This is a genomic window from Empedobacter sp. R750, assembly GCF_030324345.1.
GTDB classification, from domain to species: domain Bacteria; phylum Bacteroidota; class Bacteroidia; order Flavobacteriales; family Weeksellaceae; genus Empedobacter; species Empedobacter falsenii_C.
The window spans coordinates 272,286-286,788 of the sequence record NZ_JACAGF010000002.1 but is presented as its reverse complement, the minus strand read 5'-3'; the positions used below and the strand labels follow the sequence as shown (position 1 = coordinate 286,788).

The window sequence follows — 14,503 nt, the reverse complement described above, 5'->3', positions numbered from 1 at the left end:
CTTAATCTAATTTTTTAGACAACTTTTCGAAAGTTTTCTTCGGATTTTTATCTTCGTATAAAATCTTATGAACAGCGTTGATAATTGGCGCTTTTATTTGATATTGCTCATTCATAATCGCCACACCTTTTGTTGCATAGTAACCTTCGGCAACCATGTTCATCTCCAAAATAGCAGATTTTACGGTGTAACCTTTTCCGATCATATTCCCAAACATACGATTTCGTGAAAAGAACGAATATCCAGTCACCAACAAATCGCCTAAATAAGCCGAATCGTTAATTTTACGTTTCATTGGACTTGCTGTTTTCAAGATATGATTCATTTCTCGAATTGCGTTACTCATCAAAACTGCTTGGAAATTATCTCCATAACCCAAACCATGTGCAATACCTGCTGCAATTGCGTAAATATTTTTCAATACCGCTCCAAATTCAGTTCCGTAAATATCATTTGAAAGTTTTGTTTTGATAAAATCACATGCTAAACAATCCGCAACAACTTGTGCTTTAGCTTCGTTTTGCGCCGCAATTGTCAAATATGAAAGACGCTCCAAAGCAACTTCCTCAGCGTGACAAGGACCGCTTACAATTCCTAATTGTTCTTCTTTTACGTCGAATTTATCAAATAAATATTGTCCAACCAATTGATAATAATCTGGAATAATTCCTTTGATTGATGTCACAACAAATTTATCTGTCAACGGAACAGTTAATTTACTCAAACAATCGGCAACGTAAATAGATGGCACAACCAAAAAGATGATATCCGAATTCATGACAACTTCGTTGATATCCGTTGAAATTTTAAGCTTTTCTGACTTAAATTCGACATCAGTTAAATAATTTGGATTGTGTCTATTTCGCTCCAAATATCCTTTTACGTATTCATCTTTTACCCACCAGTTGAAAGTTTCGAGGTTTTTATTCAGCATTTTTGCAATCGCAGTTGCCCAGCTTCCATTCCCTATTAATCCAACTTTACGATTAGATAACTCTATCATAATATATGTATTGAACAGACAAAGTTAATTAATTTGTAGCTTAGGTATTTTGAATTTTACGAAAAGAAACTCAATTTTGTAAAAATTTTAACGACTTTGTATAAAAAGCTTTTTAGTGAGACCATTATCTACGGTATTGGCTCTATTTTGCCGAGGGTAATTATTTTAGCATTGAATTTTTTTATTATCAAGCAAGTTGATAATTCAGATTTTGCAATGTTTTCTCAATTATATTCTGCGGTTTCTTTCCTGAATGTCATTTTAACATTTGGTTTCGAAACAGCCTTTTTCCGCTACGCAACCGAAGAAGGAATGTATCAAAAAGTGTTGAATACAGCTTTTTGGTTTATGGTAATGAGTTCCACTGCGATGCTCGTTTTGGTTTTTCTTTTTTTACAACCTTTGGCAGATTTTGCAAACTATAGCGATCATCCCGAATACTTGTTATGGTTTGCCTGGATTGCTTTTTTTGATGCAATTTGTGTGATTCCTTTTGCAGTTCTACGTTTTAAAAATCGACCAATATTATATACAGCAATTCGCGTAATTCAGAATGTTTTTCAAGCAGTTTTGACAATTGGTTTGTTGTATTATGTTTCGAAAGATTTTATGCTAAGTCTTGGTTTTGATAATGCGATTTCCTATCCATTTATTGCGAATTTATTAGCGAGTATTTTAGGTTTTGTATTGTTAATAGGCGTTGTACGTCATGTTCAATTCAAATTTGATCAACCACTTTTCAAGCAAATGTTTTTGTACGGTTATCCGATTATGATTGCTGGTTTAGGTTATATTTTGAATGAAAATTTCGATAAATTAGTTCAACGACAATTAATAGATCCAGCAGCAGCGGGTTCTTATGGCGCTTGTTACAAATTAGCAACATTGATGACGCTTTTCGTAACAGCTTATCGAATGGGTATAGAACCATTTTTCTTTAAAGTTGCCAAAAAAGGAGATGCAAAACAGACGTATGCGAATATTCTGTTCTTTTTCAGTATCATTTGTAATATTGTGATTCTTGGAATTTTAGCAAATATTGATTGGATTAAGAAAATATTTGTTCCAAATTCAACTTATTGGAATGCTTTAGATATTGTTCCAATTATTTTAATTGCGAATTTATTTTTCGGAATTTATTACAACCTTTCAACTTGGTACAAAGTAACGGATAGAACAAGTATCGGAACAATAATTTCATTAGTAGGTGGTGCAATTACAATTATTTTGAATGTTTTTTTATTGCCAAAATATGGATTTATGGTTTCTGCTTGGACAACTTTATTGGCGTATGGTGTAATGATGGTGATTTCGTACATTTGGGGGCAGAAAGTTTATCCAATTCCATATAAGGTGAATAAAATTCTACTTTACATGGGAATTGCAATTGCTCTAGCATGTACAAATTATTATATGCTCGATTCTAATTTGATTATTGGTAATCTGATTCTAATCGTGTACATTGCGCTTATTGCGTTTGCGGAAAAAAACACACTTAAAAAACTAAGAAAATAAAGATGAAAGTAAAAGTTATCAACATCTCGAAACACGCTTTACCAGAATATAAAACAGCTTTATCGGCTGGAATGGATTTAACTGCTAACATTGATGCACCAATCGAATTAAAACCTTTGGAAAGAAGATTAATTCCAACAGGATTGAGCATTGAGCTACCAGCAGGTTACGAAGCACAAGTTCGTCCTCGTAGTGGAATGGCGTTAAAATATGGTTTAACTTGTTTGAATTCTCCTGGAACAATCGACGCAGATTATCGTGGAGAAATCGGTGTTATTTTAGCGAATGTTTCTAACGAAGCAGTCACAATCAACGATGGTGAACGTATTGCACAATTAGTAATCGCAAAACACGAAACGGTTGAATGGGAAGAATCTAATGCATTAAATGAAACTGAACGAGGAGCTGGAGGTTTCGGAAGTACAGGAAAACAATAAATATTTTTTTATCATTCTGAGCTTGTCGAAGAATGTAAAAAAGAATTAATCCAATCATAAAATATCAATCTAACAAAAAATATTTTTAGAAATAAAATGAAAATTATTATCCCAATGGCAGGACGTGGTTCACGTTTACGCCCTCATACATTAACAACACCAAAACCATTAATTCCAATTGCTGGAAAACCAATCGTACATCGTTTGGTAGAAGATATTGCAAAAGTTTGTTCAGAAAAAATTGACGAAATTGCTTTTGTAATTGGTGATTTTGGAGCTGAGGTTGAAGCTGATTTAATTGCAATTGCAGAAAAATTAGGAGCAAAAGGAACAATTTGTCATCAATTGGAGCCGCTTGGAACAGCACATTCTATTTGGATGGCAAAAGAAGCTTTGGATGGACCAACGGTTGTGGCGTATGCAGACACATTATTTCGTGCAGATTTCAAATTAGATATGGAGTCGGATGGGGTTGTTTGGGTAAAACAAGTTGAAAATCCATCAGCTTTTGGAGTTGTGAAATTAGACGATAACAGTGTTATCACTGATTTCGTAGAAAAACCAAAAGAATTTGTTTCGGATTTAGCAATTATCGGAATTTACTTTTTCCGTGATGGACAAAAGCTATATAAAGAAATCGAATATTTATTAGAAAATGATATTCAAAAAGGAGGTGAATATCAATTGACGGATGCATTAGAAAATATGCGTGCTGCGGGTGATAAATTTACGCTTGGAAAAGTAGACGAATGGATGGATTGTGGTAACAAAGCCGTTACTGTAGATACAAACACTCGTGTTCTTAACTTAGATAAAGAAGAATTTAAAGGAATTGCTGCATCAGCAACGGTTGACAATTCATTAATCATCGAGCCATGTTTTATTGGAGAAAATGTTGTGATTAAAAATTCGAAAATTGGACCTTTTGTTTCATTAGGAAATGGAACAGTTGTTGAAAACTCGAATATTGATAACAGTTTGATTCAAGAAAATTCAATCATCAGTAATGCAAATCTTACAGATACAATGATCGGAAACAATGCCAAATATTACGGTGTTTCGCGCAGTATCAGTTTAGGAGATTACTCAGAATTGGATTTTAAATCTCACGAAGCTTAATAAATTATGATCAAAAAATTAACGTATATCTTTTGTTTAGGAGTTCTTGCAACAGCTTGTAACACTCAGAAAGTAGCAAAAGTAGATAAAGATAATACAGAAGTTGTTTCAGCTTCTTCGAAAATTATTCAGCAAACCTTGTCAAAAAAAACATCATTCAAAGATTTAACGATTAAGGCAAAAGTAACGGCAGATTTAGAAGAAATTTCTGGAGATGTAAATGCTACAATTGCTGTGAAAAATGGACAAAAGATATGGGTTAATGCTACAAAATTTGGATTTACAGGTGCACGCGCATTGATTACGCCTGATGGTTTTTCGGCTTTTGAAAAGTTAGGTGGAACATATTATGAAGGAGATTTTTCTATTGCAAATAAATTATTGAAAGTTGATTTTATCGATTATCAAAAATTACAAAATTTGATGTTAGGAAAAGTTTTCGTTGATCTTAATCCTACAGATTATACAGCGACTTTTGCGAATAATCAATATACGATTACATATAATAAAAATCAAGCGATTGCAACTTCTCCAAAAGAAGGCGAATACATACAAACATATGTTTTTGATAACGGTTTCCGATTGAAAGAAGCTCATCTAAAAGATCCAAAACGAAAAATGGAAGTTGATTTGGCTTACGACAATTGGGTAAAAGCTGGAGCAGAGGAATTTCCGAAAAATGTTAAAATTATTATAAAAGAGAAAAAAACGCGTCAAATAGACTTGGAATATAATAGTTTTACGTTTCAGGAAACGAACACACCGTTCTCAATTCCAGATGGGTATAAGAAAAAAGAAATAAAATAATGAAGTTTGTTTTATCAACTGTACTTTTAACGTTGTCATTATCAGTGTTTGCGCAGGTTCCGTACAATAAAGCGAACTTACAAAAACAGAATGCTCAGCTTAAAAAAGAGATTATAAACTTAAACAAACAACTCGAGGTTAATAAGCAAAATTCGAAGTTAAATGTTGATTTTGTGCAGAATTTGACGAAAAAAATTCAGGTTCAAACAAAATTAGTCAACAACTTATCAAAAGAAAAACGCTTTATCGAGGACGAAATTTATTTAACTCAGTTAGAGATTAATAAACTTTCGCGCGAGTTGGTTGAGCTAAAAAAAGACTACAAACAGGTTTTGGTTCGTGCATATAAGAACAAATCTGTTGAAAATAAATTACTTTTTGTGCTTTCTTCTAAAAGTTTGGGAGAGGCTTATCGTCGTATCAAATATTTAGAAAAATATTCGGCTTTCCAATTAGGACAAGCGAATGAAATTATCGGTAAACAAACTGATATTCAGACGAAAAAAGCGCAAAAAGAAAAAGCGAAGGACGAAAAAGAAAAAGTACTTTCTCAACAAACGTTGTTTAGTCAAAATCTTGAAAAAGAACGTTTAACAAAAGAGAAAGCCGTTGAAGAATTCCGTAAAAATGAAGGTGTTATTGCTGCAGAAATCAATGCGAAAGAAGCACAACAACGTCAAATTGATGCACAGATTAAAGCAATCATTGAAGAAGAAATTCGTCAAGCGAAGATTCGAGCAGAAAAAGATTTAAAAGATTGGAACGAAGCAAAACGAGGAAACTCTATTGCCTCTTATAACGAATATTTAAGAGATAATCCGAAAGGTGATTACGCGAAATCTGCTCGTACAGCTATTTTAAGAATTGAGAATGATGCCAAAGCATGGAATATTGCACGTTCTGCGCATACAAAACAAGCGTATCAATCTTATTTAACTCATCATCCAACTGGAAGTTTCGTTTCTACAGCGAAAACTGAGATTTCTAAATTTGAGCAATTAGAACGTGAAGCTGAAGCTGAACGTCAACGAATTATTGCCCAACGTAAAGCGGAAGAAGATGCGCGTCTTAAAGCTCAAAAAGAGGAAGATGCACGTAAAATTGCTGCGGCAAAAGCAGAAGCTGAGCGTAAAGCGAAAATAGAAGCTGAACAGAAAGTTGTTGTAAAAGTACCAGAAAAAGAACGTGTCGTAAAAGTAGATGCGGTAAAACCAGCTGAAACTTTTGCAGAACGTCCAGATTCTGAAGGTATTTCGGGAGAGTTCTCATCAAACAGAGGTCGTTTACCTTGGCCTGTTGATAAAGGAACGGTTGTAAGTAGATTTGGTTCTAATTCTCACCCAGTTTTATCTAATATTACAACACAAAATAGTGGTGTTGATATTTCAACTTATCGTGGTGCACATGCACGTGCCGTTTACGAAGGAACTGTTCAAGCTGTAATGAGTGTATCTGGAAATGGTAAATCTGTATTGGTAAGACATGGTTCATATTATTCAGTTTATACAAACTTGTCAAGTGTAAGTGTTTCGAAAGGTGATGATGTAAAACGTGGTCAATCTTTAGGAATTATCTATACAAGTGGAGATGGTGAAACAGTCATGAATTTCCAAATTTGGAGTGGAACAACAAAACAAAATCCTGCTTCTTGGGTAGCGGGAATGTAATAAATAAATTATATATTTGCATTAAAATCAATTCAGTATGGGATTAGGAGGTAAAGAATGGATCGTAATCGTACTTGTTGTGTTATTATTATTCGGAGGAAAGAAAATTCCTGAATTAATGAAAGGATTAGGTTCTGGATTAAACGAATTCAAGAAAGCAACAAAAGATGATAACAAATCAGAAGCTACAGAAAGTACTTCTGACAAAAAAGAAAATTAAAATATATTTTTAATTAAATAATAAAGCATTGTAGTTGCGTATACAATTACAATGCTTTTATTTTATAAACTAAAACAAAACATGAAATTCACAGATAAAGCTTGGTCTATTTTTAATCAAAGTATCAATGATTATCACAAATATGATGATGTAAATCGTCAAATAGAAAATCCATATAGCGAAGAAGATTTAATCGCTCATTTATTGTACAAAAAAAATTGGATTGATACAGTTCAGTGGCATTTAGAAGATATTATTCGTGATCCACAAATTGATCCTGTTGAAGCGCTAAGTTTAAAACGTTGGATTGATAAATCAAACCAAGAACGTACAGATATGGTAGAATATGTGGATAGCTGGTTTTTACAACAATATGCGAACGTTGACGTAAAAGAAGATGCAACATATAATACAGAATCTCCTGCGTGGGCTGTAGACCGTTTTTCTATTTTATCGCTTAAGGTTTATCACATGAAACAAGAGGTAGAACGTGAAGATGCAACTCCAGAACATAAAGCTGCTTGTCAAGTGAAATTAGATGTTTTGAATCAACAACATCAAGATTTATCAACTGCGATTGAAGAATTATTGGCTGATTTTGAAGCGGGTAAAAAATACATGAAAGTGTATAAACAAATGAAAATGTATAATGACGAGAATTTGAATCCAGTTCTTTATGCAAACAAGAAATGATTTTCATAAAAATTAATAAAATATAGAAAACTCATCTTTTTTGGATGAGTTTTTTATTGCGTACAAATGTGTTAATTTCATCTAATCAAAACATTAGAATGAAAAAACTGAAATTTATTACTTGCTTTACCTTATTTATTTTGGGTACACAATTGTATGCACAATATGCTGCAGTAAAAGATTTGGCTACGAGGCAATTTCCGTGGTTGAAGAACAAAATTGTACTCAAAGAGATTCCAAAAGAAAATGACGAAGATGTCTTTGTCATCGAAACGAAAAAAGATAAACTATATATATCAGCATCGTCTACAAGTGCAGCTTCGCGCGGATTAGATTGGTATGCGAAACATGTGGCACACCAAAGCATTTCGCATATGGGCGATAACAAATCTCAGCTTGCAAAACTTCCGCAAATTAATCAACCAAAAAAATCTACGCCAGAAGAATTTAAGAAGCTTCAAGCTAAAATTTTAGAATAATTATAAAGTTGAAATTACCTCGTATTGAAAAATATGAGGTATTTTTATAATTACTGTAAAATTTCACACATGAAGAAAAATTATTTCAAACCCTTACTTTTAGGAATAAGTTTATTTTCGATTTCGGTTTTTGGTCAACAAGAGAAACCTAAATACGATTATCAAGAAGCTTTTAAACCATTTTTTTATCAGAATAATGCAACAGAAACTCGTTCAGCGAGTGGAAAACCAGGTCATAATTATTGGCAAAATCGTGCAGATTATAATCTGAATGTTAGTTTGAATGAAGAAAAAAATGAAATTTCGGGAACATCTGAAATTACATATACCAACAATAGTTTTGATGATTTAGACTTTTTGTGGTTACAATTAGATCAAAATTTATTCAAAAAAGAATCTCGTGGAAGTGCTTTATTACCAATTTCTGGAAGCCGTTATGGTGATTCAACTTCTGAATTTGAAGGAGGTTATAAAATTAAATCTGTTCAAATAGACGGAAAAGAAGCGAAGTACACGATTTCAGATACGCGTATGCAAATTGATTTGATTAATCATTTGAAAGCGCGTGGAGGAAAAACAAAAATCAAGATTGAATATTCGTTTGTTTCGCCAAATTATGGAGCGGACAGAATGGGAGTGGAACCGACTAAAAATGGTAAAATCTTTACGATGGCGCAATGGTTTCCGAGAATGGCGGTTTATGATGATATTATGGGATGGAATACTTTGCCTTATCTAGGTCCAGGAGAATTTTATCTGGAATATGGAGATGTAACAGCCAGTATTACGGTTCCGTCAACGCATTATGTGGTTGGTTCGGGAGAATTATTGAATGAAAATGAGGTCTACTCAAAAGAAGAAGTAAGCCGTTGGAACAAAGCAAAATCGAGTGATAAAACCGTTATTATTCGTTCTGCTGATGAGGTAAACAAAGCGACAAAAGTTGCTAAAGGAACAAAAACGTGGAAATTTAAAATTCAGAATACACGCGATTTTGCTTGGGCTTCATCATCTTCATTTATCTTAGATGCAGCAAAAATTAATCTTCCAAGTGGTCAAAAATCATTGGCAATTTCGGCTTATCCAGTAGAAAGTGACGGAAATGAAGCTTGGGGAAGATCGACAGAATATACAAAAGCTTCTATTGAACATTACTCGAAACAATGGTTAGAATATCCTTATCCAGCGGCGACAAATGTAGCAGGAAATGAGGGTGGAATGGAATATCCGGGTATTGTTTTTTGTCATTTGACTTCGAAAGGAGAAAGTCTTTGGGGCGTTACAGATCACGAATTTGGACATATTTGGTTCCCGATGATTGTTGGTTCTAATGAGCGTGTTCATGGTTGGATGGACGAAGGTTTTAATACATTTATCAATGATATTTCGACGAAGAATTTCAACAATGGCGAATATTACAAAAAGCAATCTGCACAACGAATGGCGGGTTATTTATTCAGCGATAATCTTGAGCCTGTAACAACGCAACCAGACAATATGCGCGAAAGAAATATCGGTGCATTGTTGTATTATAAGCCGGGAGCGGGAATGAAAGTTTTACGTGAAACAATTTTGGGCGAAGAAAAATTTGATAAAGCATTACGTCAATACATCAAATATTGGGCATATAAACATCCAACGCCAGAAGATTTTTTCCGTACAATGGAAAATGTTTCGGGAGAGGAATTATCGTGGTTTTGGAGAGGTTGGTTCTTGAATAAATGGACAATTGATCAAGGAATTAACAGCGCAAAATATGTAGATGGTGATTATAAAAAAGGCTTGATTTTGAAAGTTGAAAATTTTGGTCAATTACCAATGCCAACTACTGTTCAAGTTAACTTTAAAGATGGAACTTCTCAAGAAGTTAAATTACCGATTGAAGTTTGGAAACGTAATACAGAATGGACTTTCAAAGTGCCTTCAACAAAAGAAGTTTCGACGGTTAAATTAGATCCAAAAGGTGCTTTACCAGATGTAGATTTGAAGAATAATACATTCAATATGGGTGATGCAAAACCTGTTGAAAAGATTAATCCAAAAGAATATGAAGGTACATTTACGAACAAACAAATCAATGCAGAATTTGTGTTGAAAGCTGAAAACGATAAATTGAATTTAGTTTTTGGTGGACAAACTATTCCGTTAGATTATCAAGGTGATGGTAAATTTGTGAATGAACAAGGTGGTTTAGAATTGACTTTTGCAAAAGATAAAAAGACATTTTCTGTAGAAGAAGCTGGACAAAAATTCGAATTTACGAAGAAGTAAAAGTTTAAGTTGTAATACATTGAAAATGAAGGGTGATAATATTTTATATCCGAACAATTATTTCATATATTTTTTGATATTCCTTTCATGGATTTTATTACAATTATTGATTTTTTATGAAATTTGGGACTTTGTAGCTCAGTTTATTTTGTTTTTTGTCGCCTTTTTATTTTTTCTTTTATCAATTAGAAATGGTGTAAAACTTTTTCAGAGTAGAAAACGATTAGATTTTAAGAAAAGAATTTTTAAATTTTTATTCGCATTAATGATTCTATTTTTGACAATTTTTAATTCTATCCCACACAATCTAATTGAGCGATTTGATTGGGTATTACTATATAATAAAAGAATGGAAATTGTTGAGGATATAAAAAAAGATAAAATTAATCTTGAGAATGACAAAGAATTTTATCTGTATAAAGCACCTTTTGAATATCCAGTAATATCAAATGATGGAAATAAAATAGTTGTAAGAAAGGATATAGAGAATAAATACACAATAGAATTTTTTATTTCCAAGTTTTCCTTTTTTACTCCTGATTCTAAATATATTTATACTGAATCAAAAAATTACTCAAAAATATTTGATGAGAAAGTAAAAACAGACCCTACTCAGAATAAAAAACTTGAAAAAAATTGGTACAAGATTTCAGGAGAATAAATAAAAAACCACTTCGCAAGAAGTGGTTTTTTGTTGACTATTATTTTTGAGAAGTACCCTCTGGTTTAAGATATAAATCGAAGTAATCTGTAATTTTTTGCATCAAATGAACGCGGTCTTTTCCACGAACATTATGCTCATGTCCAGGATAAACAAAGTAATCCATTTGAACACCATTTTTCACTGCTTCGCGAATAAAATCAATTGAATGTTGCCAAACAACCACATTATCTTGCGCTCCGTGAATCATCAATAATTTACCTTTTAAGTCTTTTACACGATTAATTAAATTTGTGTTTTTGAAACCTTCAGGATTATCTTGCGGCGATTCCATGTAACGCTCTGTGTACATAATTTCGTATTGCGTCCAATCTAAAACTGGTCCACCAGCAACTCCAACTTTGAAAACGTCAGGTTTACGTAACATGAATGATGTTGTCATAAATCCACCATAAGACCAACCATGAATTCCCATACGTTCCGCATCTACGAAAGGTAAAGTTTTCAAGAAATCGACACCTTTCATTTGGTCATTCATTTCTGTAGTTGCCACATTTCCGTGAATCGCTTGCTCAAATTTAAGACCTCTATTAGCTGATCCGCGTCCGTCCATTGTAAACACAACATAACCTTTTTCCGCTAAATGATCGTACCAAAGATTTCCTGTTGCAGGAAAACGATTCGTGATTAACTGCGCGTGAGGACCATTGTACAAATAAACGATAACTGGATATTTTTTCGAAGAATCAAAGTTTGTAGGATAAATCAATTTTCCATACAAATCTGTTCCATCATCTGCTTTTAATGTTACATTTTCAACTTTCGCTGTGTTGTAATTTGCCAAAGGATTTTGAGCAGTTAAGATATTTTGTTTGAATTTTCCATTTGCATCCAACACATCAATTTTACGAGGCGTGTTATCATTGCTCCAATTATCAATTGCATATTCTCCATTCGTTGAAACCGAAACATTGTGCGTTCCTGCATCTGTTGTTATTTTACGCAATTTTCCATTCTCCCAATTCACTGTATATAAATGACGATCTTTCGGAGAATCTTTTGTTGTTATAATTAAGAATTCTTTTTTCTTCGCATTTTCGCCAACAAGATCCGTTACAATCCAATCTCCTTTTGTGATTTGGTTTAATAATTTTCCGTCTGTATTGAAGCGATACAAATGCATAAAACCATCACGTTGCGACCACCAAACAAACTCGTTATTTTTTCCTGGAATAAAATGTAATTCGTTTTGAGGTTCTACATATTTTGCATCATCTTCTTTGAATAATGTTTTAATCAATTTCCCTGAAACAGCATCATATTGATTCAATTCCATGTGTTTTTGATTACGAGAAAGTAACGCGATATAAATATGTTTTTCATCTGGCGACCACGTAACCGAAGTTAAATAATGATCAACTTCTGGATGAGTTTCTAAGAAAATCGTTTTTTGAGTGGATGGATTATAAACACCTAACGTAACCGTATGATTTTTTGTTCCAGCAAATGGATATTTGATGTTTTTGTTTACCGCAGGTTGTACCGACCAATCGATAATTGGATAATCTGTAACCGCTGTTTGATCCATTCTATAAAACGCAACTAAATTTCCTTTTGGCGAAATGAAAATTCCTTTGTGAATACCGAATTCATTTTGATGAACCGATTTTCCATTCACAATTTCATATTTTCCGTCTTTGGTAATTTGATGCGTTTTTCCAGTTTTATCAACAAAAAATAAATTGTTATCAACCACATATCCAACTTGATTATTTGTTGCATCAAATTCTTCATTTTCTGCATTATCAGGTAATTTCAACCAATCATTTTGTTGACCAGCAGTTGTAATTGTTTTATAACCTGTTTTTGTCGAATAATAAGCTTGCTTATCATTAATCCAATTCAAAGAAGGAATTCTTTTATTCTCAAATTGAGAACTTCTAAAAATTGTATCAGTTTTAAGAGAAGGAACTTCTTTCTTGATTAAAGCTTCGCCATAAGACGTTTTTACATTTTGTGTGTACGCATTTTGATTCGGAATCCATTGAACTTGATTTAGATTTTCGATACGTAAATTCGTCGATAATCCAAGTACAGCATCTTCCATTGTGACATTCTTTTTCTGAGCCAATAAACTAGCGCTCATTAAAAGTGTACTCAATAAAATTGTTTTTTTCATGTGTGATTTCTATTTCAAATATTGCCCAAGGGCTTCTAAGTTTTTCTTTTCGTTCCCAATAAAAATTTTGTCTCCGTCTACCACTACAGGACGTTTTAGGAAAGTATAATCAGATAAAATATAATTTTTGATATCATCTTCAGAAAGCTGTTGATCTTTCAATCCTAATTTTTTGTAATTCTGTGCACGTCTCGAAAATAAAGCTTCGTAACTCCCAGCTAAATTCTTCATTTCTTCTAATTCTTCTGCTGTTATCGCAGTCGATTTTATTTCATGCAAATTAAAACCTGTAAAATCAAACTCTTTCATAATACGTTTGCACGTATCGCAAGTTTTCAAAAAAAATACTTTTTTCATTTCTCAAAATCTTTGGTTTTGTAAAGATAAATAAGTTTCATCGTTTTGCAGAATGATAAAGAATTTTGTCAAAATATATTTCAAATCGATAAAAAACTATCTTTGCAAGTATGGAAGAAACTAATTTTTTGCGTTTAAACAAATATATTAGCGATAGTGGTTTTTGTTCGCGTCGCGAAGCAGATCAATACATCGAAAATCGTTTGGTACAAATTAATGGACGAGTTGCTAAAATTGGGCAATTTGTAGGACCAAATGACGTGGTGACTGTAAAAGGTGTCGAAATAGAACCGCGCGAAAAGGAGCATGCGGTTTATATTATGCTTAATAAACCTGTGGGTGTTACCTGTACAACAGATCCTACAGATCCAGATAATATTGTCGATTTTCTTTCGTTTGGAGAACGAATTTTCCCGATTGGTCGTTTAGATAAAGATTCGCAAGGGTTGATTTTATTGACGAGTGATGGCGATATTGTGAATAAGATTTTACGTGCAGGAAATAATCACGAAAAAGAATATATTGTAACCGTTGATAAACCAATTACGGACGAATTTTGCGAACGTATGTCGAAAGGTGTTCCGATTTTAAATCAAGTAACGAAGAAATGTAAGATCGAAAAAATAAGTACAAATGTTTTCAAAATTACATTAATCCAAGGTTTGAATAGACAGATTCGTCGTATGTGCGAATATTTTGGATATGGTGTAAAAAAATTAGAACGAGTTCGAATTATGAACTTAACGTTGAACGTAGGAATTGGTCAACACCGAGATTTAACAGCAGAAGAATTAGCGGAAATCAATCGATTAACGAGAGATTCTGAAAAACATGAAGAAAAGAAACCAGCTTCAAAATCAAAAAAATCATCTTCGAAAAAAACAAAAGAAATTTCTCCAGATTTTAAAGATTCGAAAGGAAAATCAATCAAAAAGCCTGTAAAAAAATCAACAACTCAGGCTAGAGTAGGAAAAAGTAAACCACCAACAAATACCAAAGGAGGGAAATTTGGTAAAAGAAGATAAAATTGAAAAGACGAATATTATTCGTCTTTTTTTATACATTTTGGTCAAAACTAACTTCTATCATATCATT

At 32.9% G+C, this 14,503-nt stretch carries 14 protein-coding genes; 11 read left to right on the top strand and 3 right to left on the bottom strand.

Annotated elements, in window-relative coordinates; translation table 11 throughout:
* Position 1 precedes the first annotated feature (1 nt).
* Entirely contained in the window at positions 2 to 1,003 is a 1,002-nt protein-coding gene (locus HXZ74_RS03815) for an NAD(P)H-dependent glycerol-3-phosphate dehydrogenase (protein WP_280035193.1), read from the bottom strand.
* A gap of 96 nt (positions 1,004 to 1,099) precedes the next feature.
* On the opposite strand from HXZ74_RS03815, the gene HXZ74_RS03810 reads away from it, so the two are divergent.
* The 10 genes from HXZ74_RS03810 to HXZ74_RS03765 all read left to right on the top strand — a co-directional run bounded on the left by HXZ74_RS03810 (position 1,100) and on the right by HXZ74_RS03765 (position 10,872).
* The gene (locus HXZ74_RS03810) at positions 1,100 to 2,518 is read left to right on the top strand and encodes a lipopolysaccharide biosynthesis protein (protein WP_280045871.1); all 1,419 of its coding nucleotides are present in this window, start codon (positions 1,100 to 1,102) and stop codon (positions 2,516 to 2,518) included.
* A gap of 2 nt (positions 2,519 to 2,520) precedes the next feature.
* Entirely contained in the window at positions 2,521 to 2,955 is a 435-nt protein-coding gene (gene dut, locus HXZ74_RS03805) for a dUTP diphosphatase (protein ID WP_038336568.1), read from the top strand.
* A gap of 96 nt (positions 2,956 to 3,051) precedes the next feature.
* Positions 3,052 to 4,074 carry a sugar phosphate nucleotidyltransferase gene (locus HXZ74_RS03800; RefSeq protein WP_280045870.1) on the top strand — a complete coding sequence of 341 codons (1,023 nt, stop codon included), beginning with the start codon at positions 3,052 to 3,054 and terminating at the stop codon, positions 4,072 to 4,074.
* A 6-nt stretch (positions 4,075 to 4,080) separates the two neighbouring features.
* Complete coding sequence (gene lolB1, locus HXZ74_RS03795) at positions 4,081 to 4,881, top strand: lipoprotein insertase outer membrane protein LolB1 (RefSeq protein ID WP_219034666.1); 801 nt, start codon at positions 4,081 to 4,083, stop codon at positions 4,879 to 4,881.
* A complete protein-coding gene (locus tag HXZ74_RS03790) occupies positions 4,881 to 6,548 on the top strand; it encodes a murein hydrolase activator EnvC family protein (RefSeq protein ID WP_286473913.1) in 1,668 nt (555 codons plus the stop codon). Before lolB1 ends, HXZ74_RS03790 begins: the two co-directional genes overlap by 1 nt.
* 37 nt (positions 6,549 to 6,585) lie before the next feature.
* Positions 6,586 to 6,768 (top strand): twin-arginine translocase TatA/TatE family subunit, encoded by a 183-nt coding sequence (gene tatA / locus HXZ74_RS03785; protein ID WP_038336575.1) that lies wholly within the window; start codon positions 6,586 to 6,588, stop codon positions 6,766 to 6,768.
* Between the two features lie 81 nt (positions 6,769 to 6,849).
* On the top strand, positions 6,850 to 7,461 hold the full coding sequence (locus HXZ74_RS03780) for a DUF4254 domain-containing protein (protein WP_286473912.1): 612 nt from the start codon (positions 6,850 to 6,852) through the stop codon (positions 7,459 to 7,461).
* A 98-nt stretch (positions 7,462 to 7,559) separates the two neighbouring features.
* The gene (locus HXZ74_RS03775; RefSeq protein WP_286473910.1) at positions 7,560 to 7,940 is read left to right on the top strand and encodes an alpha-N-acetylglucosaminidase N-terminal domain-containing protein; all 381 of its coding nucleotides are present in this window, start codon (positions 7,560 to 7,562) and stop codon (positions 7,938 to 7,940) included.
* 69 nt (positions 7,941 to 8,009) lie between these two features.
* Positions 8,010 to 10,211, top strand: coding sequence for a M1 family metallopeptidase (locus HXZ74_RS03770; RefSeq protein ID WP_286473908.1), 2,202 nt, complete (start codon positions 8,010 to 8,012; stop codon positions 10,209 to 10,211).
* Positions 10,212 to 10,236: 25 nt separating this feature from the next.
* Complete coding sequence (locus tag HXZ74_RS03765) at positions 10,237 to 10,872, top strand: hypothetical protein (RefSeq protein ID WP_125349202.1); 636 nt, start codon at positions 10,237 to 10,239, stop codon at positions 10,870 to 10,872.
* A 40-nt stretch (positions 10,873 to 10,912) separates the two neighbouring features.
* Here the strand turns inward: HXZ74_RS03765 and HXZ74_RS03760 are convergent, their stop codons facing one another.
* Together HXZ74_RS03760 and HXZ74_RS03755 are read right to left on the bottom strand one after the other, a co-directional pair.
* Positions 10,913 to 13,051: a S9 family peptidase gene (locus HXZ74_RS03760; protein ID WP_286473907.1), complete on the bottom strand. Its 2,139-nt coding sequence runs from the start codon at positions 13,049 to 13,051 to the stop codon at positions 10,913 to 10,915.
* Between the two features lie 9 nt (positions 13,052 to 13,060).
* The gene (locus tag HXZ74_RS03755; protein ID WP_286473903.1) at positions 13,061 to 13,408 is read right to left on the bottom strand and encodes an arsenate reductase family protein; all 348 of its coding nucleotides are present in this window, start codon (positions 13,406 to 13,408) and stop codon (positions 13,061 to 13,063) included.
* A gap of 110 nt (positions 13,409 to 13,518) precedes the next feature.
* Here HXZ74_RS03755 and rluF point away from each other — a divergent pair, with 110 nt between their 5' ends.
* Positions 13,519 to 14,433 (top strand): 23S rRNA pseudouridine(2604) synthase RluF, encoded by a 915-nt coding sequence (gene rluF / locus HXZ74_RS03750; protein WP_286473901.1) that lies wholly within the window; start codon positions 13,519 to 13,521, stop codon positions 14,431 to 14,433.
* Positions 14,434 to 14,503: the final 70 nt, after the last annotated feature.

Bases quoted from the DNA above. Each gene is read 5' to 3' on its own strand.
- HXZ74_RS03815 (WP_280035193.1), bottom strand. From the start codon at position 1,003: ATGATAGAGTTATCTAATCGTAAAGTTGGATTAATAGGGAATGGAAGC.
- dut (WP_038336568.1), top strand. From the start codon at position 2,521: ATGAAAGTAAAAGTTATCAACATCTCGAAACACGCTTTACCAGAATAT.
- HXZ74_RS03800 (WP_280045870.1), top strand. From the start codon at position 3,052: ATGAAAATTATTATCCCAATGGCAGGACGTGGTTCACGTTTACGCCCT.
- lolB1 (WP_219034666.1), top strand. From the start codon at position 4,081: ATGATCAAAAAATTAACGTATATCTTTTGTTTAGGAGTTCTTGCAACA.
- HXZ74_RS03790 (WP_286473913.1), top strand. From the start codon at position 4,881: ATGAAGTTTGTTTTATCAACTGTACTTTTAACGTTGTCATTATCAGTG.
- tatA (WP_038336575.1), top strand. From the start codon at position 6,586: ATGGGATTAGGAGGTAAAGAATGGATCGTAATCGTACTTGTTGTGTTA.
- HXZ74_RS03780 (WP_286473912.1), top strand. From the start codon at position 6,850: ATGAAATTCACAGATAAAGCTTGGTCTATTTTTAATCAAAGTATCAAT.
- HXZ74_RS03775 (WP_286473910.1), top strand. From the start codon at position 7,560: ATGAAAAAACTGAAATTTATTACTTGCTTTACCTTATTTATTTTGGGT.
- HXZ74_RS03770 (WP_286473908.1), top strand. From the start codon at position 8,010: ATGAAGAAAAATTATTTCAAACCCTTACTTTTAGGAATAAGTTTATTT.
- HXZ74_RS03765 (WP_125349202.1), top strand. From the start codon at position 10,237: ATGAAGGGTGATAATATTTTATATCCGAACAATTATTTCATATATTTT.
- HXZ74_RS03760 (WP_286473907.1), bottom strand. From the start codon at position 13,051: ATGAAAAAAACAATTTTATTGAGTACACTTTTAATGAGCGCTAGTTTA.
- HXZ74_RS03755 (WP_286473903.1), bottom strand. From the start codon at position 13,408: ATGAAAAAAGTATTTTTTTTGAAAACTTGCGATACGTGCAAACGTATT.
- rluF (WP_286473901.1), top strand. From the start codon at position 13,519: ATGGAAGAAACTAATTTTTTGCGTTTAAACAAATATATTAGCGATAGT.